The sequence below is a fragment of the Mesorhizobium sp. WSM4842 genome (assembly GCF_055901575.1).
The window spans coordinates 2,980,209-2,997,396 of sequence record NZ_CM148372.1; the positions used below are offsets into that span (position 1 = coordinate 2,980,209).

A 17,188-nucleotide genomic window follows, 5' to 3' on the forward strand; every position below is an offset into this window, starting at 1 on the left:
TCATATCTTTGGCATTCCTTTGGGCCGCATCAGCCGTTTTTGCGCGGCGATGCGGAATGGTGCGTTCGGCGCACCATATCCTGCATAAGCGCCGCGCCGTTCAACAAACTCGATAATGAATCCCTCTCCGAATGTCGGTGCATAGAGCTGGAAAAACTCGCCGTTGTCGTCGCGGTCATAAAGGATGTTGGCTGAGCGTAACCGATCGGCGACCTCCGGATCCAAACCGAAGCGCGCTTCTACGTCGTCGTAGTAGTTCATCGATATCTGAAGCGGTTCGAAGCCGTTGGCCTGCAGCTTCGCTGCCGTCGCAAAGATGTCATCCGTTGCGAGTGCCAGATGCTGGACGCCGGAACCAAAGGTTTCGGCGATGAAATGGCCGGCCAGGGTGCGGCGACTCTCGGCGCCGTTCAGCGTGAGGCGGAAGCGCTTGTCCAGACCTTCGATCACCTGGCTACGCACGAGGCCGGCCGGATCGACGATGTCGACCATCGGGGTCTTGGTCGTCCTGAAGATCGAGACATAGAACAGCAGCCAGCTCGGCATCTCCTCCTGTGCCATGGTCTGCCCGACATGATCGATGCGGGTGAGGCCGACGCCATTGCCGGAACTTGCCGGCATGACCGGCGTGAACTCTATATCCCAGACCTTTGCCAGGTCGGTCTTGGCATCGAGGAAGTAGATCAGTCCGCCGCCGACGCCGCGGATCGCCGGAATCGACAACTCGCCGGGCCCGACCCGCTGGTGAAAGATCTCCGCGCCCAGCGCCTCGGCGCGCGCAACCGTGGCGGCGGCGTCCTCGACCTTCAGGCCCATCGCGTATGCCGAAGTGCCATGGACAACAAAGGAAGAATGGGCAAAGCCCTGCCGCTCGGTATTGATGACAATATTGATCTCACCCTGGCGGTAGAGCGTGACGTCCTTCGAGACGTGCCGACCGGCCTCGACAAAGCCGAGCATGCGCAACAGCGATCCAAGCTGTCCAGCGTCCTGGCGATCGGCCGCGAACTCGATGAACTCGACCCCTCCAACCCCGATGCGGTCGGGCATGGGCGGGATAGCCATGTCAAGTGCCGGTTCTTCACGCCGCACCTGATCCATCAACCATACGAGCGAACGCCGCCCGTCGACGGAGATCGCCTTTGCCGACCCGCCACGGAACTGGTCGTTGAAAATCTCGAGCGACAGATAGCCGTCATAGCCGGTTGCCGCGACCGCCTGCATGAACTGTCGCACCGGCAGATCGCCTTCGCCTGGCATGTTGCGGAAGTGCCGGCTCCAATAGAGCAAGTCCATTTCGATTAGCGGCGCGTCGGCGAGTTGGACGATGAAGATCTTGTCAGCGGGTATCGAACGGATGGAGCCGAGTTCAATCCTGCGGGCCAGCGTGTGGAAGGAATCGAGAACCAGCCCGACGTTCGGATGGTCAGTCCTGCGCACGATTTCCCACGCATCGCGATGATCGTTGACGTGACGCCCCCAGGCCAATGCCTCGTAGCCGACGCGCAGACCGCGCTTGGCGGCGCGCTCGCCAAGCTCGTGAAAATCCATGGCCGCCCGGTCGATCCCGCCAAGCGAGACCGGCGACACCGACGAGCATACCAGCATCAGGTCGGTGCCGAGTTCCTGCATGACGTCGAACTTGCGCTCGGCACGATCAAAGGCGCGGTTGCGCTGGGGCTCCGGCAAACCCTCAAAATCCCTGAACGGCTGGAAGAGCGTTATGGTCAGACCTGCGTCACCAGCCATTCGGCCGACGTCGCGCGGTGAGCCGTCAAAGGCGAGGAAATCGTTCTCGAAGATTTCAACACCGTCGAAGCCCGCGGCGGAAATTGCCGCGAATTTCTCCGCCAGATCACCGGCGATCGACACCGTCGCGATCGAAGTCTTCAAACGCGCCTCCTCCCTGGTTTGTTGTGAACGAACCAGTTCGTACATAATTAGGGCAACGCTGGCAGCACCGCAAGTTTCGGCGCGCTCAGCGTTCTGCGGGAGCTTCGTCCTTCGCGACAAAACGCAACAGCATCTCCACGCTGTTGCGTTTGAGCCGCTCGAGTTGTGCCGGCGCGCCGAAGTCGCGTCCGAAGATCATCGAAAAGGTGGTGCGATTGGAAACGTTGAAGAAGCACAGCGCGCTTACCTGCCAATGGAGTTCGACCGCGTCGAGTCCCGGCCGGAAGACCCCCTCTTCGACACCGCGTGAATAGATGCGAGAGATATGGTCGATCGCAGTCACGTTCAGTTCGCGGATCGCATCCGATTGTTCGAGGTACTGGCCGTGATGGATGTTCTCGATCATCACCATGCGGATGAATTCCTCGTGTCGGTGATGGTGGTCGAACGTGAACTCCACTAGGCGTGCCAGTGCCGCCACGGGGGGCAGACCTTCGATATCAAGTTGAGCCTCGCCCTCGCGCACCTGGCGATAGGCGTTCTCGAGCGCGCGCAGGTAGAGGCCTTCCTTGTCGCCGAAGTAGTAGTAGATCATGCGTTTGCTGAAGCGCGTGCGCGCTGCAATCTCGTCTATGCGTGCGCCCGACAAGCCGTTCAGGGCAAACTCCTTGGAGGCGATCTCCAGGATGTTGCGGCGCGTGCCCTCAGGGTCCTGGATACGCGTCGTGCTCGCGTCCGGCTTCGGCTTTCGTTCTTTCTTGATAACGGCCATGCAGTTTGAGTTCCCGCCCCGGCGCAGCCGGCATTTGACTAAACTAACCAGTTAGTACATCATTCGCAAATCGCGAACGGACTCATTTACCGGCGCGTTTGGCGTGAACACAAGGGCGATCCAGGAATTGCCGCATTTGGGCTGGGAGGCGGCCCGCCACAGGGAGGAATTTCGGAGATGGACGACAGCCTTGTCGATCTCCTTTGCCGTCTTGCGGACGAGCATAAGGGCGCCGCCAGCGGCGACAGCGAAAAGGTCGTGATTGGCCTTGTCGGACGCGGTATTCAGTCCTCGCGCACTCCCGGCATGCACGAGCGTGAAGCCCGGCGCCTCGGCATCGGCTATTCGTACCTTTTGCTCGATTTCGACCGGCTCGGATTTCCGGACGCGGCGATCGGCGACTTGATCGCGGCGGCGGAAATTGCAGGCTTTCACGGCCTCAACGTCACTCATCCGTTTAAACAGGCTGTTATGCCTGTCCTGGATGCGCTGTCGCCGGCAGCGCGCGCAATAGGCGCGGTAAATACGGTCGTCTTCGCTGGCGGACGCAAGGAAGGCCACAACACCGACAGCTGGGGTTTCGCGGAGAGTTTTCGCGAAGCGATGACAGGCGCATCGATGGGCAGTGTCGCGATGTTTGGCGCCGGCGGAGCGGGCGCCGCAGTCGCAAACGCGCTGATGGAAATGGGCGTTGGCCGGCTGTTCGTCCTCGACAGCCAACCCAGTCGCGCCTCGGATCTTGCGTCGCGCATGGGCGCCTTGTTCGGCGGTCGCGTCGAGACGTGGCCGGACCCGGCCGCAGCCGTGTGCATGGCAAACGGCATCGTCAACACGACCCCGGTGGGCATGGCGAAATACCCCGGAACACCGTTCGACACGGCTCTTCTGACAGCCGAAAAATGGGTCGCCGACATAATCTACTTTCCGACCGAAACAGAGTTGTTGGTCGCGGCCCGTACGATCGGCTGCAGAACGCTGCCGGGCATCGGCATGGCGATCTATCAGGCCGTCCGCGCGTTCGAACTCTTCACCGGGCGCAAGGCCGACCGCCGCGCCATGGCAGATCATTTCGAGGCCGCCGCATGAAGGCAATGACGCCTATAACCATATGAAGACCATAGGGAGGAAATCGACATGAAAGCTGAAATGAACCGACGCCTGTTTATGGTCGCCGTCGGCGCACTCGCCGCCGGGACCGCCGTTCCCGCCTTCGCGCAGGACAAACCGAAGCTGCGTTTCTCGGCCGTGTTCTCGGAACAGGACATCCGGGCCGAGATGATGAAAATGTTCGCCGACGCCATCAAGGACGACTTTGCCTTCGAGGGTTATTACGGCGGCAACCTGTTCAAGCAGGGCACCGAACTTGTCGCCATCCAGCGCGGCAATCTTGAGATGGGCAACGTTGCCCCGCAGGACATCTCCAAGCAGATTCCGGAGTGGTCTATCGTCACCGCCGGTTACCTGTTCCGTGACGCCGCGCACGTGAAGGCCTTCTTTGCCAGCGATGCCGGTGCGGAGCTGAAGAAGATGACCGAGGACCAGCTCGGCGTGAGGGTGCTTGGTCCCACCTATTTCGGCCTGCGCCAGGTCGGCCTGAAGCCAGACAAGGAAATCAAGACTCCCGCCGACATGGCCGGCATCAAGCTGCGCATGCCGGGTGGCGACGCCTGGCAATTCCTCGGCCAGGCGCTCGGCGCGAACCCTACGCCAATGGCATACGCCGAGGTCTATACCGGCCTGCAGACAGGCGCGATCGACGGGCAGGACAACCCTCTGCCCAACGTGGAGAACATGAAATTCTACGAGGTCATGTCGCAGATCGTACTTACCTCGCACCTTGTCGGATTCGACCTTCTCAGCATCTCGAAAAAGGTGTGGGATGAGATGGGGGCCGAGAAGCAGGCAAAAGTCCAGGCCGCGGCGGACAAGGCGATCGACTTCTCGACAGAGAAACACCTGACGCGCGAGAAGGAACTTGTTGAAACATTCAAGGGCAAGGGTTTGAAGATTTACGAGCCCGATGTCGCAGCATTTCGCAAGCATGTGCAGGAGCAATATCTTGCCTCCGACCTGGCCAAGGAATGGCCGGCCGGGATGGTCGACAAGATCAACGCGCTTTGACGCGACAAAACTCGCCAGCCGGTCCGCTTGTGACCGGCTGGCCCAAACTCGTTTAGCCAGACGCCTGCCAGGGAGGCATCATGAACCCGGGATTGAGAAAGGTCGGCGGCTGGCTCTACCGGCGCGCCGAGAACGCCATCGCCATCGCAATCGGCGCCATGTTCGCCGCGTTTCTGCTGCAGGTTGTTTTTCGCTATCTTCTCAACTGGCCGACGGGCTGGAGCAACGAGCTCACCGTCGTGCTCTGGATCTGGGTTGTGCTGTTCGGCGCAGCGTTCGTCGTTCGTGAAGAAGAGGAAATCCGTTTTGATCTCCTCTACGCCACAGTCGGTCCGGACATAAGGCGGGTCATGACGCTTGCCTTCGCAATCGCTCTCGTCGCGCTCTATGGCTGGTCCTTTCCGGCCGTCTTCGACTACGTGACCTTCATGAAGGTCGAGAGCACCGCCTACCTCAAGATACGCTTCGACTGGCTGTTCTCGATCTATCTCGTCTTCGTGGTCGCCGTGATCGCCCGCTACCTATGGCTGGCGTGGCGTGCTCTCCGCGGCGAAGCACCGGCGGAATTTGACCCCACGAAAGCGAGCTCCGGCGTATGAATCTCGCGAGTCCCTTTTCGCTGTCAGTCGTTGCGATCACAGCGCTGGCCTTGCTTGGCCTGCCGATCGGTCACTCGATGATCGCCGGGTCGATCCTCTATCTCTGGCTTGCAGGGCTCGACATGGGCACCTCCGCCGAGCAGCTCCTCAACGGGCTCTACACAAGCTACATTCTGCTTGCCGTACCGATGTTCATTCTCGCCGCGGAGTTGATGAACGCCGGAACAATGACCGACCGGCTGCTGCAATTCTGCAACGCCGTCGTCGGCCGTTTTCGCGGCGGCCTGGCGCAAGTCAACGTGCTGCAGTCGATCATCTTCGCCGGCATGTCCGGCTCGGCCATCGCCGACGCCGCGGGCACCGGCAAGATGATGCAGCAACTCATGACTAAGGATGGCAAGTACCCGGCGAGCTATGCCGCTGCGCTGACAGCCGTCACCTCCGTCATCGGCCCGATCATTCCTCCGTCAATTCCGCTGGTCATCTACGCGCTAATCTCGGATGCATCCATCGGCTACCTGTTCATTGCTGGTATCGTGCCGGGCCTTCTTCTCGCCCTGACGCAGATGATCATCGTCGCCATCGACGCGCGCCGGAAAAACTTTCCGGTCGAGAAGCCGGTGCCGCTCAGGGAACTTCCGGGGATCACCTTGCGCGCATTTCCGGCGCTGATGCTGCCGGTCGTTCTGCTGGTCGGCATAAGGGGCGGCGTGATGACCCCGACCGAGGCGGCGGCGGTCGCCGCCGGCTACGCGCTGCTCATCTCGGTCGCGATCTATCGCAGCGTGACGCCGGGTCAGCTCTACCATGCGCTTCTCAACAGCGCCCGCACCACCGCCTCGATCGGCATGCTCATCGCCGGCGCCCTGGTGTTCAACTACGTCGTCACGGTTGAGAACATTCCGCAGTCCCTGTCGGTGATCCTGCAGTCCTGGGATCTTTCGCCGATGGGTTTCCTGATCCTCGTCAACATCCTGCTGCTGATCCTGGGCTGCGTGCTGGAGGGGACGACTATCCTGCTGGTGATCGTGCCGGTGTTGATTCCGACGGCGAAGGCGCTCGGCGTCGACATGGTGCATTTCGGCGTAATGGTCGTCGTCAACATCATGCTCGGGCTCGTCACCCCGCCCTACGGGTTGCTGCTGTTCATCATGACTCGTATCGCAGAGGTATCGCTGCGCGACCTGGTGCACGACGTAATGCCGTTTCTCTACGCCATGATTGCCGCCCTGATGCTGATCACCTTCTTCCCATCGCTGGTGCTGTGGCTGCCGCGCCTGCTGGGCTATCAAGGAATAGGACCATGACCAAGCCAATCTTCGTGCTCAACGGCCCAAATCTCAACCGGCTCGGCATGCGCGAGCCGGAGATCTATGGGAGGACGACACTCGCAGAAATCGAGGGGATGTGCCGTGACGCCGCCGGCGACCATCCGATCCGTTTTCACCAGTCGAACATTGAGGGCGAAATCGTCAACTGGGTGCATGAGGCGATCGACGACGGCGCGGGCATTCTGATCAATCCCGCGGGTTTGAGCTTCATTTCGATCCCGGTGCTCGATGCGCTCAAAATGTTTCCAGGCCCGATCGTCGAACTGCATATCTCGAACATCCATCGCCGCGAGGAGATCTATCATCGGTCGCTGGTATCGAAGGTCGCCACCGGCGTGATCGCGGGGCTCGGCGCCGAGGGGTATCCGCTCGCGATCCGCTGGCTCATGGACCAGGTCGACCGATAGTGTATCGCCATGCCTGAACCCTGTATCATCGCCGTTGCGATCACCGGCTCGCTGCCGCGCAAGGAAGACAATCCTGCGGTGCCAATCAGCGTGGCCGAACAGATCGAGTCGACCCAGGAAGCCTTTGAAGCAGGTGCGTCGCTGGTGCACATCCACGTGCGCAATGACGATCAGAGTTCATCGTCTGAACCAACGCGCTTCGCTTCCGTTCAGGCGGGGGTGCGTAGGCACTGCCCCGGGATGATCGTCCAGTTCTCGACCGGCGGGCGCGGTCGTGATCCTGCCGCGCGTGGCTCGGCGCTTTATCTGAAGCCGGACATGGCCTCGCTCTCGACCGGTTCGGTCAACTTCCCATCCATAGTCTACGAGAACCATCCCGCCCTGATCGGTGATCTCGCAGCCGCGATGAAGGCAAATGGCGTGCTGCCGGAGATCGAGATCTTCGACCTGTCGCACCTTCACACTGCCAGGCGGCTGGCCGACGGGGGACTTATAGGTGAGCGCCCGCACATCCAGTTTGTCATGGGCGTGCAAAACGCACTGCCTGCGGAGGAGAGATTGCTCGACGTGCTCCTCAGGGAAGCGAAACTCCTGTTTCCACAATCCACCTGGACAGCGGCCGGAATAGGCCGCAACCAAACGATCGTGATGCAATGGGCGTTGGCGCGCGGAGCAGACGCAGTGCGTACCGGACTTGAGGATAATATCAGGATCACTAGGGAACGCCTGGCGCGCAGCAACGCCGAGCTCGTCGAACTCGCGGCGGCCTCAGTCGAGAGGCTTGGCCGGCGTGTCGCCACCGTCAACGAGGCGCGCCAAACGCTTGGTCTGGCGTCAGGATCGTAATTGCCGGCCGCAGCTTCGCGCCGCGTTGTCGGACCTGTTGCGCCTTGGCAACGTCCTCGTCGATCCTTCAGACATAGCTATCCGCGACAAGGAGGAAGCTCGACATCCTGGCGCACCCTGACATCAATAAGGCCGGCTTTTGCCACCGAGCACGACAAAAAGTGCACTGTCACCGTAATTCTGTAATTCAAACGCATCCGCGAACTGCCCATCACACGGGACAAGCGGCTCTGACAGGCACACCGCCAACTCATCCCAGCCAATACCTCGGCCCCGGCCCCTTGCGACCTGCCATATCGGCAGGGTTCGCAAGGCTACACCGGTCGATCGACAGGCAGCCGCAACCGATGCACTCGGTAAGCCCGGACCTCAGACGCTGCAACTCGGCGATGCGCTGGTCGATGCGCTTGGTCCACCGGCCCGACAAACGCGACCAATCCCGACGTGACGGCACGCGATCGGCTGGCAACTTGGCGAGCTCGGCGCCAATCTCCTCAAGCGTCAGCCCAATTCGCTGCGCGAAGACGATGAAGGCGATCCGGCGCAGCACCGAGCGCGGATAGCGCCTATGCCCCGAGCCGGCCCGCTCGGAAGCGATCAGCCCGCGCTCCTCGTAGAAACGCAATGCCGATGAGGCGACGCCGCTGCGCCGCGACACATCGGTGATGGTCAGCATGGATTCCATGCATGAACGAAAGCACAATTCTCGCTTGACTTCAAGTTAACTTGAACTTGTAGCAACGGGCAGTGCAGATTGAAGGAACACCGGCAATGCAGACGAATATCGATCTTCAGGGACTTCGCGTGGCGGTCACGGGCGGCACGTCCGGCCTCGGACTGGCTCTTGTGCGGCAGCTTGCCGAGCAGGGTGCGTCCGCCGCCTTCGTCGCCCGCACCACCGCGGACGTCGAACGCATCGCCGACGAGACCGGCGCGCACGGCATTGTCGGCGACGTCGGCAAGAAGGAAGACATCTACCCGATCGCGTTGCAGGTCTCCGCCAGCCTCGGCGGGCTCGACGTTCTGATCAACAATGCGTCGAGCCTTGGACCTGTTCCTCTGGCGCTTCTTGCCGATACCGAGTGCGAGGAGTTGGAAAAAGCGCTCGCGGTCAATCTCGTCGGCGCGTTCCGGCTAACGAAAGCCCTGTTCGGTGCGCTTGCCGCGTCCGCACGCGAGGGCCGTGGCGCGCTGGTGATCAACGTCTCCAGCGACGCGGCGGTGAACGCCTATCCTGGCTGGGGCGCGTATGGCGCGAGCAAGGCCGCTCTTGCCCATCTCACGGCGATCTGGGACGAGGAGGCGAAAGCCGACGGCATCCGGCTCCTCGCGCTCGATCCCGGCGATATGGACACCCCGCTGCACGCGCTGGCACTTCCTGACGCCGATCCGGCCACCTTGAAGCGCCCCGAAGTGGCTGCTGCCGAGATCATCGAAAAGATGCTCGACGCGTTGCCGGTCAGCACAATGACTCTCGCCGGGACACGCGGATGATTGCCGCCGACCGTCCCGATCGGCGCTCCGCCAGGCTGTTCGTCGTCGAGGCAGACGGCACGATGCGCGACCTGCCGCGCGCTGGACTCGCGATGCTATTCGATCCCGGCGATCTGGTCGTCGGCAATGACGCCGCGACCTTGCCTGCCAGCTTGCACGGAACGCATGTCCCCAGCGACGAGGCTGTCGAGATTCGCCTGGCGGGTTGGCTGTCACTTCCCGATCCAACCCGCTTCGTGGCTATTGCCTTCGGCGCGGGCGATCACCGCACGCGCACGGAAGACCGGCTGCCTCCGCCGCCGCTGTCACCAGGTGACCGCCTCCGGCTCGGACCGCTGGAAGCCGTCGTAGAGCGCCTTCTCGACCATCCTCGCCTTCTCGAGCTACGCTTGCCAGGCAACCGCACAGTGGTGCTTGCAGGCCTGGCGCGGCACGGCCGGCCGATCCAATACGCGCATGTTCCCGAACCGCTGGCCCTGTGGGATGTCTGGACGAAGATTGCCGCCGGGCCGGTCGCGTTCGAGGCGCCATCGGCAGGCTTTGCACTCGACTGGCGCACGCTCCAAGCCTGGCGTCGGCGCGGCGTCGGCTTCGCAACAGTCACGCATGCCGCGGGCGTTTCCTCCACCGGCGATCCCGCGCTAGACCTGCGCCTCCCTTTCGACGAGCCGTACCGCATCCCTGAGCGCATCGCGGCGCAGGTTGCGCGGGCGAAGCTCCGCGGCAGCCGCATCATCGCGATCGGCACGAGTGTAGTGCGCGCGCTTGAGGCGGCCGCCAATCCCGACGGGAATGTGCGTGCCGGAAATGCCATTGCGACAGGGCGCATCGCGCGGGACACGCGGCTTCACGTGGTCGATGCTATTCTCACAGGCGTCCACCAGCCCGGCGAAAGCCATTTCGAGCTCCTGCGTGCCTTTGCCGACGATGCTCTGCTCGCCAAGGCCTCCACAGCCTTCACCGCGTACCGATACCGCACGCATGAATTCGGCGATTCCATGCTGCTCAATCGGCAACCGCTGCATCTATAGCGCGAACAGGACCTGGCCGCCTCCTCCCTCACATGCGTCCATCACGGTCATGGAAGATTGGCCCATCGCCTCCACGGTGGCACGCCTGGACGCTGCATTCGGCGAGGCGCACTTCGATCTAGAGATGAGCGGTTGCCTGCTGGCTAGGTTCCGACACACAACGACGGCTTGCAACTTTCACCCGCACTAGCCTGACGACTGGATCTCACGGCTCGCCCAGCACATCGGCAGCCCAGGCCCGCTCAAACCTTGCTTCAGCCTCGTGCTGGACGTTTCGAACGCTGGCGATATCAGCGGCTTCGTATTCGCAGATCATGCGCAGCCGGTCGGATGACCAGTAACTACGGATCCAGCGGACATCGTAGAGGTCGAGACACGGCGCCATCCGCGCCTCCACCGCGTCGAGTTCTTGCTGGGTGAACGGGGCTTCAAACGTCCGCTCGACGATTATGCGAGGCATGGTGCTCTCCTGTTCGATGGCTCGTTCAAGTCTGAAGGCCTGGCGTGGGTGCCGCCGTTGGAACGCTGCGCGCCGGTTCGGCAGGATGGCGCAAAACTGCTCGAGCCCTCGCGCTGAAATCCTCAAGCTCGATCGATGCCGGCCAATCGTCGTCGATTTCCAGTGTCGAAGAACTGTTCGCGGCCGCGCTGAGCAGGGCCCTCGCAATAGCGATCTCGCAGCGCCGGCGGATCTTGGAGGCGACTGTCAGTGCCTCACTGGCGTGGAGTCGGACCTGTTCCATTCGGCCGGCACGACAGTAAAAACTCGCGGCGATGTTGAGAGCGTAAGCCAGGTAGGACTTATCGTCGGCGGCACGAAGCCGCGCCAAGGCGCTCTCCAGCGCCTTCTCGGCTGCATCATCCGCCGTCATGAGGGCAGTAAGCGCCTGCAGGGCATCGACGAAAGGCGTCTCCTCCCCAATCCGTGCGGCAACCGACCGTAGCTCCTCACAGCGGGCGTGCATGTCGGCATATCGTCCCATTTCGAAATGAAGTGTCGCCAGCCAGGTCAGGCATTTGTACTCGCGCCAGCGGTCTTCGCGTCGGCGCGCCAAAGCAAGAGAGCGAGCAAGAAACACGGCGGCTCGATCCTGCCGACCGTCCCATCGTTCCAACAGCCCGCTGGCCAATGCAGTTCGCACAACTCGATGCCGAGGGACTGCGCGATATCTCCGGCCTCCGCGACCAATTCGCGCGCGCGAGCAACCTCTGTCTCCAGTTCGAGAAGGCAGCGAGCCGTGTTGGCGAGCTGATGCGCCTGGATTTTACGGTCAGCGTTGCGCCCGATCTCGGCCGCACGAAGCGTGCTTGCCTCGGCCCGCTCTATTTGTCCGGCCTGCTGATGGAGAATGGAAAGCAGATAGTGCCCTGTCGCCGCGGCAGCCTGCAGCCCCTGTTCCTCCGCTGCGGTGGTCGCGTCGGCGATCGCCTCTTCAATGGGAGGAAGTGATCGCAATCCGGGACCAGTCGCCGCAAGAACGCGGATCTTGAGCAGCGCAATCCGGGAAACCAGCTTCTCCGGCGCTTCCGGCAGCCGCGCGACATGCCGTAGCCCTCGCTCGGCCAAGCCGGCGGCCTCGGCATTGGCGAAGAGCCGAAGGGCCCGCTCGCCCGCAGCGATGCAAGCTCGTGCGGCCATCTCGTCATCCTCGGCGAGCACCGCGTGATGAACGAGATCGGCCGCAGCGTCACCGCCGCGCTCCGCCGCCGGTCGAAGAGCGCGCGCGATATGTCGGTGCAACAGCTTGCGCCTGGGATGGGACAAGCTGCGGTAGGTGACTTGCCGGACGAGGTCGTGGGTGAAGTCATAGGCGTCGCCGCCTGCCGGCCGCACCAGCCCGCGCCGCTCAAGCTCCCCCAGTGCCATCACAAGCCCCGCAGCATCAAACGGCGTCAAGCGCGCGAGATCCTGCGGCGTGAAGGTGCGGCCATGCGCTGCAGCCCAGACGAGCGTTTCGCGCACCTGGTCGGTCAGCCCAGCCAGTTGTCCTTCTATCAGGGCTTTCACGGTACGGCCGGGGCCGGGATCTCCGCGCAGGTGAGCGCGGGCAAGTTCAAGCGCGAACAGCGGATTGCCATCACTCGCGGCGATGATTTGAGCTGCGTCCAGAGCCGGGTCGAGCCGCCGGACGAGCTCTGCCGTGTGCTCGGCGCTCAACGTATCGAGCTCGATCTCCGTCAGTCGGCCATCGCGGGCGAGCGAGCGCAGCACCCGCGACACTGCGATATTGTCTGCGACTTCTCCAGAACGGGCTGCGCAGACGATGAGAAGACCCGGGGCTGCCTCCGTCCGGCGAGCAACGTAGTGAAGCAGCGACGCCGACGCGTCGTCGATCCACTGGACGTCGTCGAGGGCAATACCCACCGGCTCGTCGGAGGCGAGCCCGTAAAACACGTCGACAATGGTGTCGAACAGCTGAGTGCGATCGCCGACCCCGCCTTCGCCGCCTCCAAGTTCGGGGAGCAGCGGGCCGAGAAGCGACGGCAATCCATGGCGCGGTCGCTCCCGCTGGACCGAGCGCAGGAGATCGATCCAGATGCCATAGGATCGTGCCATCTCGGCTTCGAATGCGCGCGCCCTGAAGGCGCGCCCGCCGGCAGCGACCATCCGTTCGCTGAAATAGCCTAGCATGTGGCTCTTGCCGATGCCCGGCTCCCCAGTCACGAGGATGACATCCGGGCCGCTGTCGGCTGCCATCCCGACGAGGCGATCGATGGTTGCGAGCTCGGCGTCGCGCCCAACCATGGGCCCGGAAGCCGCAGGCCGCGGAGCGTCGTCCAGGGTTCCCCTGGCTGCACGGGAAGGTGCGGCTCGGGCACCTGCGATTGGGCTCGGTCGCAGCGCCTGCCTCGCCGCCTTCAGTTCCTCGCCTGGCGGCGCGCCGAGTTCGGCTTCGAACATGCGATGCGCCCGCTCGCAATGAACGAGCGCGTCGTTGGTCCGGCCCATCTTCCCAAGCAGCCGGACCACCGCAGCATGACCGGCTTCGGATAGCGGGTCGGCCGCAACAAATGCGTAGGCATAGGGCAGAGCATCCGTCGGGACGTCTTCCAGTCGCGCGATAAGCGCGGCGAGAACCCTGAACCGGAGCTGGCTCATCGCCTCCCGCTCCGCTATGCACCATTCCTGGTAGCGGTAGCAGAGCGGCAGATCGAGCCCATCGAGGAACTCGCCTCCAAACAGCGCCACAGTCTCGGTCAGCACCTCGGTGGTCGCGGCGGCGACGCTGCTTGCGGCAAGCGAGCGCACGACCGCATGATCGACCAGCGCATCGCCAAGCTCGATGTCGACCCGCTCACGATCCGCCACAAGCCGAGCTCCGCTGCCGTCGCCGAGCAGCGCGCGGATCTTGCTGAGGCTCCAGCGCAACTCGGCGCGCGGATCGTCCGGTCCGTCCCAGAATAGATCGCAGAGCCGTTCACGCCGGTACACCCGGCCGGTGGCAATGAGATAACCAAGAAGCGCGCGCGTTTTGCGGGAGGCGGGCAAGGCAAGGGCCGTCCCGTCGGCGCCGACGAGCTGGAGCTCGCCGAGCAGACGGACCCGGAGCGGGATCGGACGTTGCATTCCTGGCCTGCCTGCGCTGCCTCGAGATAATTCGACGCCGGTTTCCACGGGCGCTTCCACGATCGTCGGCAAGTTTAGCTGTGAACACGGTCTTGCGAAACAGCCTTGAGGAGCCAGCCGATGACAACGACAACCGCGGCAAAACCATTCAATGCCGCCCAATCCGGGAAGGCGTCCCGCGATCGACGGCAGTCCCTGCGAGATGATTGTCGCCGCGCTCACAAGAAAACCATTGCAGCTGAAGTGTAGTGGGAACATGCATCAGAGGAAACCGCCATGCCCGCAAAAATTGCCGTCGTTCAGAAGCCGCCGGTCTTTCTCGATCGCGAGGCGACCATCGCCAGAGCCGTCGAGGCGATCGACGAAGCCGCCGATGCCGGCGCCGCCCTGGTGATCTTCCCAGAAGCCTGGATACCCGGATATCCGACGTGGGTCTGGCGGCTGAAGCCCGGCACGGATATGGCGTTGTCAAGCGAGCTTCACGCCAGGCTGCGCAGCAACGCCGTCGATATCGAGCGAGATGATCTTGAGCCTCTGCAGCAGGCCGCCAGCCAGCGTGCGGTGACGATAGTCGTCGGTGTGAACGAGATCGACAGTCGATTCTCGGGCACAACGCTGTTCAACACCGTGGTCGTGATTGGACCGGATGGCACGCTGCAAAACCGACATCGCAAGTTGATGCCGACCAACCCCGAGCGCGTGGTCTGGGGGACGGGCGACGCGAGCGGCCTGAGAGTTGTCGACACGCCGGTCGGCCGCCTGGGGTGCCTGATCTGCTGGGAAAGCTATATGCCGCTTGCGCGCTACGCTCTCTACGCCCAGAACATCGACATTCTCGTCAATCCGACGTGGGACAATGGTGAACTCTGCCTCGCCACATTGCGTCACATCGCCCGCGAGGGCGGATGCTGGGTCATCGGAACCGCGACGGCAATGCAGGGCAGCGATCTGCCGGCCGACTTTCCCGATCGCGACCGACTGTTCAAGGCCGAAGAGTGGATCAACGACGGCGACGCCGTCGTCGTGAAGCCGGGCGGCGCAATCGCGGCCGGACCGCTGAACCGCGACAAGGGAATCCTGTTCGCCGAAATTGATCGGGAGGCGGTCGGCCGCGCCCGGCGGTCGCTCGACGTCGCCGGGCACTATTCCCGGCCGGATATTTTCTCGCTGTCGATCAGCCGGAAACCGCTTACACCCGTCGCGTTCACCGACTGAGCCGGCTGACGTCTGCGCCGGCGCTGGGCGGAAGCCGGGAGCCGGAATGTCGTGGAGCGCGTCGGCCATGACGCCGGCCGGTTAGCCGGGCGGCTGACGCTTCGCTCGTCTGCCCTACCTGGCTCAACGCGGTCGCCGTAGCATCGGGACTTGCGTCGGCGATGAACCGATCTGGATCGCGCCGAGCGGTTCGAAGCCGTGGCGCCGGTAGAACGGAATGTTGCGCGGGTTCGAGGATTCCAGATAGGCGGGCGCGTGATCGCGATCGCACTGCGCGAGCGCGTATGCCATCAAGGCTTCGCCGAGACCTTCGCCCTGATGCGTCGGGTCGACGCCGATCACGGGCAAGTACCAATGCGGTTCGGCCGGATGGTACTTGGCCATCTGCTCGAATATAGCGGCGACTTCAGGGGCAAGAGAGGGCGCAACCGTGCTCTCGACAACCGCACCAAGCCCTTCCTCGTCGGGATGCACACCGGGCGACAGCCACAGCGCCGTCCCGGCGTAGCCATCGGTGCAAAAGGCGCTACCGTTTGAGAATGCCCTGGCCCCGAACGCGCGGACCAGTCGCGGCATGGCGGCAAGGTACTGGTGTGCATGCGGCCAGGTCCATCGCGCCATGGGATCCTCTGCAAACGCCAGCACGATGGTTCCGACCGCCGGATCTTCATCGGCCGCGGCCATAACTCTCACTGTCGGCGATTTCATGCTGCCCTCCAAGTGACGCAGGTGGTTCGACGAGGCGCCCGCGTCCTCAACTGGCTCCGCAACAAGCGGGCAGGAGTCCCCTCAGGCAAATTGCGCCGCTGTGTTCGCTTGATGAACTCCATCATGAGGGAGAGCGCCGGTTCGGCGTGCGTCTCAAGCAGGAAATGCCGCCGCGAGGGAACATCAGCACCCTCGCCTTGTGACTCCGTCCTTCTTTTTCAGCCTGCGGTCCGCAACGCATCGAGCAGAGGTGTTCGAGCGGGAGCGCTATCCATTTCCAGCTTGTAGTCTTCGAAGGCCAAGGTGACATCATTGGCATCCATGATCAGGGAGTTCATCGGGAACCCGCCCCACATCTGGCTAGCATGTTTCGCCTTCGGCGTTAAGTTTATCTCCTGACGCAACAAGTTGTTTCGAGAAACGGAAAGGAAACCCGAGGAAGGAGACAGGAGCGATGACGAAACACAAGACCGGAACACGCCAGGAGTGGCTCGGAGCGCGGCTCGCACTGCTTGAGGCGGAGAAACGGCTCATGCGGCAGAGCGACGAGCTGGCGCGACAGCGACAGGAGCTGCCGTGGGTTCGGATCGATAAGGAGTATCTGTTCGAGACCGAGGAGGGAAGCGCCTCGCTCGCCGACCTTTTCCAAGGGCGCTCGCAACTCTTCGTCTATCATTTCATGTTCGGCTACGGATACCGGCTCACCGATGAGCGCCAAGGATGCACCGGATGCTCCTTGATCGCCGATCACTTCGACTGCGTCATCCCCCACTTGAACGGCCGCGACATTACCCTCGTTTGCGAATCGATCGCCCCGTTGCAGGAGATCCAGGATTACAAGCAGCAAATGGGCTGGCGCTTCCCGTGGGTTTCGTCGCTCGGGAGCGATTTCAAATACGACTTCGGCGCCGCCTTCACCGAAGAGCAGCAGAGAGACGGCGCCGACTACAACTATCAGCATGTCGACAGGGCCGAGCCGCAGAAGGAGGGAATGAGCGTCTTCGCGCTCCAGGACGGTGCCGTCTACCACACCTACTCGACCTACGCCCGTGGCACCGAGGCGTTTATGGGGGTCTACCGTTTCCTCGACCTGGCCCCGTGGGGAAGGAACGAGAACGGGCTCGAGTTCCCCCAGGCGTGGTGGCGCCGCCATGACGAGTACGGCAATGGCTGAGCGTCATGGGCACGACCGCGAATTACGTC

At 62.9% G+C, this 17,188-nt stretch carries 17 protein-coding genes; 10 read left to right on the forward strand and 7 right to left on the reverse strand.

What is annotated here, in order from left to right; all coding sequences use genetic code 11:
• Together AC0NIE_RS14385 and AC0NIE_RS14390 are read right to left on the reverse strand one after the other, a co-directional pair.
• Complete coding sequence (locus AC0NIE_RS14385; protein WP_473485443.1) at positions 1-1,893, reverse strand: bifunctional sugar phosphate isomerase/epimerase/4-hydroxyphenylpyruvate dioxygenase family protein; 1,893 nt, start codon at positions 1,891-1,893, stop codon at positions 1-3.
• 85 nt (positions 1,894-1,978) lie between these two features.
• On the reverse strand, positions 1,979-2,665 hold the full coding sequence (locus AC0NIE_RS14390; protein WP_473485444.1) for a TetR/AcrR family transcriptional regulator: 687 nt from the start codon (positions 2,663-2,665) through the stop codon (positions 1,979-1,981).
• A gap of 177 nt (positions 2,666-2,842) precedes the next feature.
• Here AC0NIE_RS14390 and AC0NIE_RS14395 point away from each other — a divergent pair, with 177 nt between their 5' ends.
• From AC0NIE_RS14395 to AC0NIE_RS14420, 6 genes are all read left to right on the forward strand, one after another.
• Complete coding sequence (locus AC0NIE_RS14395; protein ID WP_473485445.1) at positions 2,843-3,751, forward strand: shikimate dehydrogenase; 909 nt, start codon at positions 2,843-2,845, stop codon at positions 3,749-3,751.
• A 48-nt stretch (positions 3,752-3,799) separates the two neighbouring features.
• The gene (dctP, locus tag AC0NIE_RS14400) at positions 3,800-4,786 is read left to right on the forward strand and encodes a TRAP transporter substrate-binding protein DctP (protein WP_473485446.1); all 987 of its coding nucleotides are present in this window, start codon (positions 3,800-3,802) and stop codon (positions 4,784-4,786) included.
• 80 nt (positions 4,787-4,866) lie between these two features.
• Positions 4,867-5,385: a TRAP transporter small permease gene (locus AC0NIE_RS14405; protein ID WP_473485447.1), complete on the forward strand. Its 519-nt coding sequence runs from the start codon at positions 4,867-4,869 to the stop codon at positions 5,383-5,385.
• Positions 5,382-6,692, forward strand: a complete 1,311-nt coding sequence (locus tag AC0NIE_RS14410; RefSeq protein WP_473485448.1) for a TRAP transporter large permease — start codon at positions 5,382-5,384, stop codon at positions 6,690-6,692. Before AC0NIE_RS14405 ends, AC0NIE_RS14410 begins: the two co-directional genes overlap by 4 nt.
• Entirely contained in the window at positions 6,689-7,123 is a 435-nt protein-coding gene (locus AC0NIE_RS14415) for a type II 3-dehydroquinate dehydratase (protein ID WP_473485449.1), read from the forward strand. The genes AC0NIE_RS14410 and AC0NIE_RS14415 overlap by 4 nt, the downstream gene beginning before the upstream one ends.
• A 9-nt stretch (positions 7,124-7,132) precedes the next feature.
• Positions 7,133-7,969 carry a 3-oxoadipate:acetyl-CoA acetyltransferase gene (locus tag AC0NIE_RS14420; protein WP_473485450.1) on the forward strand — a complete coding sequence of 279 codons (837 nt, stop codon included), beginning with the start codon at positions 7,133-7,135 and terminating at the stop codon, positions 7,967-7,969.
• Positions 7,970-8,219: 250 nt separating this feature from the next.
• Here AC0NIE_RS14420 and soxR read toward each other — a convergent pair whose 3' ends face one another.
• Complete coding sequence (gene soxR, locus AC0NIE_RS14425; protein WP_029350281.1) at positions 8,220-8,654, reverse strand: redox-sensitive transcriptional activator SoxR; 435 nt, start codon at positions 8,652-8,654, stop codon at positions 8,220-8,222.
• Positions 8,655-8,740: 86 nt separating this feature from the next.
• Between soxR and AC0NIE_RS14430 the strand changes: the two genes are divergently transcribed.
• Both AC0NIE_RS14430 and AC0NIE_RS14435 read left to right on the forward strand, forming a co-directional pair.
• Complete coding sequence (locus AC0NIE_RS14430; protein WP_473485451.1) at positions 8,741-9,463, forward strand: SDR family NAD(P)-dependent oxidoreductase; 723 nt, start codon at positions 8,741-8,743, stop codon at positions 9,461-9,463.
• Positions 9,460-10,494, forward strand: a complete 1,035-nt coding sequence (locus tag AC0NIE_RS14435; RefSeq protein WP_473485452.1) for an S-adenosylmethionine:tRNA ribosyltransferase-isomerase — start codon at positions 9,460-9,462, stop codon at positions 10,492-10,494. Before AC0NIE_RS14430 ends, AC0NIE_RS14435 begins: the two co-directional genes overlap by 4 nt.
• A 205-nt stretch (positions 10,495-10,699) precedes the next feature.
• On the opposite strand, the gene AC0NIE_RS14440 is transcribed toward AC0NIE_RS14435, so the two are convergent.
• From AC0NIE_RS14440 to AC0NIE_RS14450, 3 genes are read right to left on the reverse strand one after another with little or no spacing between them, the layout of a single operon-like run.
• Complete coding sequence (locus AC0NIE_RS14440) at positions 10,700-10,954, reverse strand: nickel-binding protein (RefSeq protein WP_128180888.1); 255 nt, start codon at positions 10,952-10,954, stop codon at positions 10,700-10,702.
• Positions 10,955-10,979: 25 nt separating this feature from the next.
• Positions 10,980-11,459, reverse strand: a complete 480-nt coding sequence (locus AC0NIE_RS14445) for a hypothetical protein (RefSeq protein WP_473485453.1) — start codon at positions 11,457-11,459, stop codon at positions 10,980-10,982.
• A 44-nt stretch (positions 11,460-11,503) separates the two neighbouring features.
• Positions 11,504-14,062: an ATP-binding protein gene (locus AC0NIE_RS14450; RefSeq protein WP_473485454.1), complete on the reverse strand. Its 2,559-nt coding sequence runs from the start codon at positions 14,060-14,062 to the stop codon at positions 11,504-11,506.
• A 276-nt stretch (positions 14,063-14,338) separates the two neighbouring features.
• Between AC0NIE_RS14450 and AC0NIE_RS14455 the strand changes: the two genes are divergently transcribed.
• Positions 14,339-15,277: a carbon-nitrogen hydrolase family protein gene (locus tag AC0NIE_RS14455; RefSeq protein ID WP_473485455.1), complete on the forward strand. Its 939-nt coding sequence runs from the start codon at positions 14,339-14,341 to the stop codon at positions 15,275-15,277.
• A gap of 123 nt (positions 15,278-15,400) precedes the next feature.
• On the opposite strand, the gene AC0NIE_RS14460 is transcribed toward AC0NIE_RS14455, so the two are convergent.
• Positions 15,401-15,985 carry a GNAT family N-acetyltransferase gene (locus AC0NIE_RS14460; protein ID WP_473485456.1) on the reverse strand — a complete coding sequence of 195 codons (585 nt, stop codon included), beginning with the start codon at positions 15,983-15,985 and terminating at the stop codon, positions 15,401-15,403.
• Between the two features lie 454 nt (positions 15,986-16,439).
• Between AC0NIE_RS14460 and AC0NIE_RS14465 the strand changes: the two genes are divergently transcribed.
• A complete protein-coding gene (locus AC0NIE_RS14465; protein ID WP_473485457.1) occupies positions 16,440-17,159 on the forward strand; it encodes a DUF899 domain-containing protein in 720 nt (239 codons plus the stop codon).
• The last annotated feature ends 29 nt before the right edge of the window (positions 17,160-17,188 follow it).

Excerpts from the sequence above, each read along its gene's own strand:
- AC0NIE_RS14390 (WP_473485444.1), bottom strand. The coding sequence starts at position 2,665 with ATGGCCGTTATCAAGAAAGAACGAAAGCCGAAGCCGGACGCGAGCACG.
- AC0NIE_RS14395 (WP_473485445.1), top strand. The coding sequence starts at position 2,843 with ATGGACGACAGCCTTGTCGATCTCCTTTGCCGTCTTGCGGACGAGCAT.
- dctP (WP_473485446.1), top strand. The coding sequence starts at position 3,800 with ATGAAAGCTGAAATGAACCGACGCCTGTTTATGGTCGCCGTCGGCGCA.
- AC0NIE_RS14405 (WP_473485447.1), top strand. The coding sequence starts at position 4,867 with ATGAACCCGGGATTGAGAAAGGTCGGCGGCTGGCTCTACCGGCGCGCC.
- AC0NIE_RS14410 (WP_473485448.1), top strand. The coding sequence starts at position 5,382 with ATGAATCTCGCGAGTCCCTTTTCGCTGTCAGTCGTTGCGATCACAGCG.
- AC0NIE_RS14415 (WP_473485449.1), top strand. The coding sequence starts at position 6,689 with ATGACCAAGCCAATCTTCGTGCTCAACGGCCCAAATCTCAACCGGCTC.
- AC0NIE_RS14420 (WP_473485450.1), top strand. The coding sequence starts at position 7,133 with ATGCCTGAACCCTGTATCATCGCCGTTGCGATCACCGGCTCGCTGCCG.
- soxR (WP_029350281.1), bottom strand. The coding sequence starts at position 8,654 with ATGGAATCCATGCTGACCATCACCGATGTGTCGCGGCGCAGCGGCGTC.
- AC0NIE_RS14430 (WP_473485451.1), top strand. The coding sequence starts at position 8,741 with ATGCAGACGAATATCGATCTTCAGGGACTTCGCGTGGCGGTCACGGGC.
- AC0NIE_RS14435 (WP_473485452.1), top strand. The coding sequence starts at position 9,460 with ATGATTGCCGCCGACCGTCCCGATCGGCGCTCCGCCAGGCTGTTCGTC.
- AC0NIE_RS14440 (WP_128180888.1), bottom strand. The coding sequence starts at position 10,954 with ATGCCTCGCATAATCGTCGAGCGGACGTTTGAAGCCCCGTTCACCCAG.
- AC0NIE_RS14445 (WP_473485453.1), bottom strand. The coding sequence starts at position 11,459 with ATGCACGCCCGCTGTGAGGAGCTACGGTCGGTTGCCGCACGGATTGGG.
- AC0NIE_RS14450 (WP_473485454.1), bottom strand. The coding sequence starts at position 14,062 with ATGCAACGTCCGATCCCGCTCCGGGTCCGTCTGCTCGGCGAGCTCCAG.
- AC0NIE_RS14455 (WP_473485455.1), top strand. The coding sequence starts at position 14,339 with ATGCCCGCAAAAATTGCCGTCGTTCAGAAGCCGCCGGTCTTTCTCGAT.
- AC0NIE_RS14460 (WP_473485456.1), bottom strand. The coding sequence starts at position 15,985 with ATGAAATCGCCGACAGTGAGAGTTATGGCCGCGGCCGATGAAGATCCG.
- AC0NIE_RS14465 (WP_473485457.1), top strand. The coding sequence starts at position 16,440 with ATGACGAAACACAAGACCGGAACACGCCAGGAGTGGCTCGGAGCGCGG.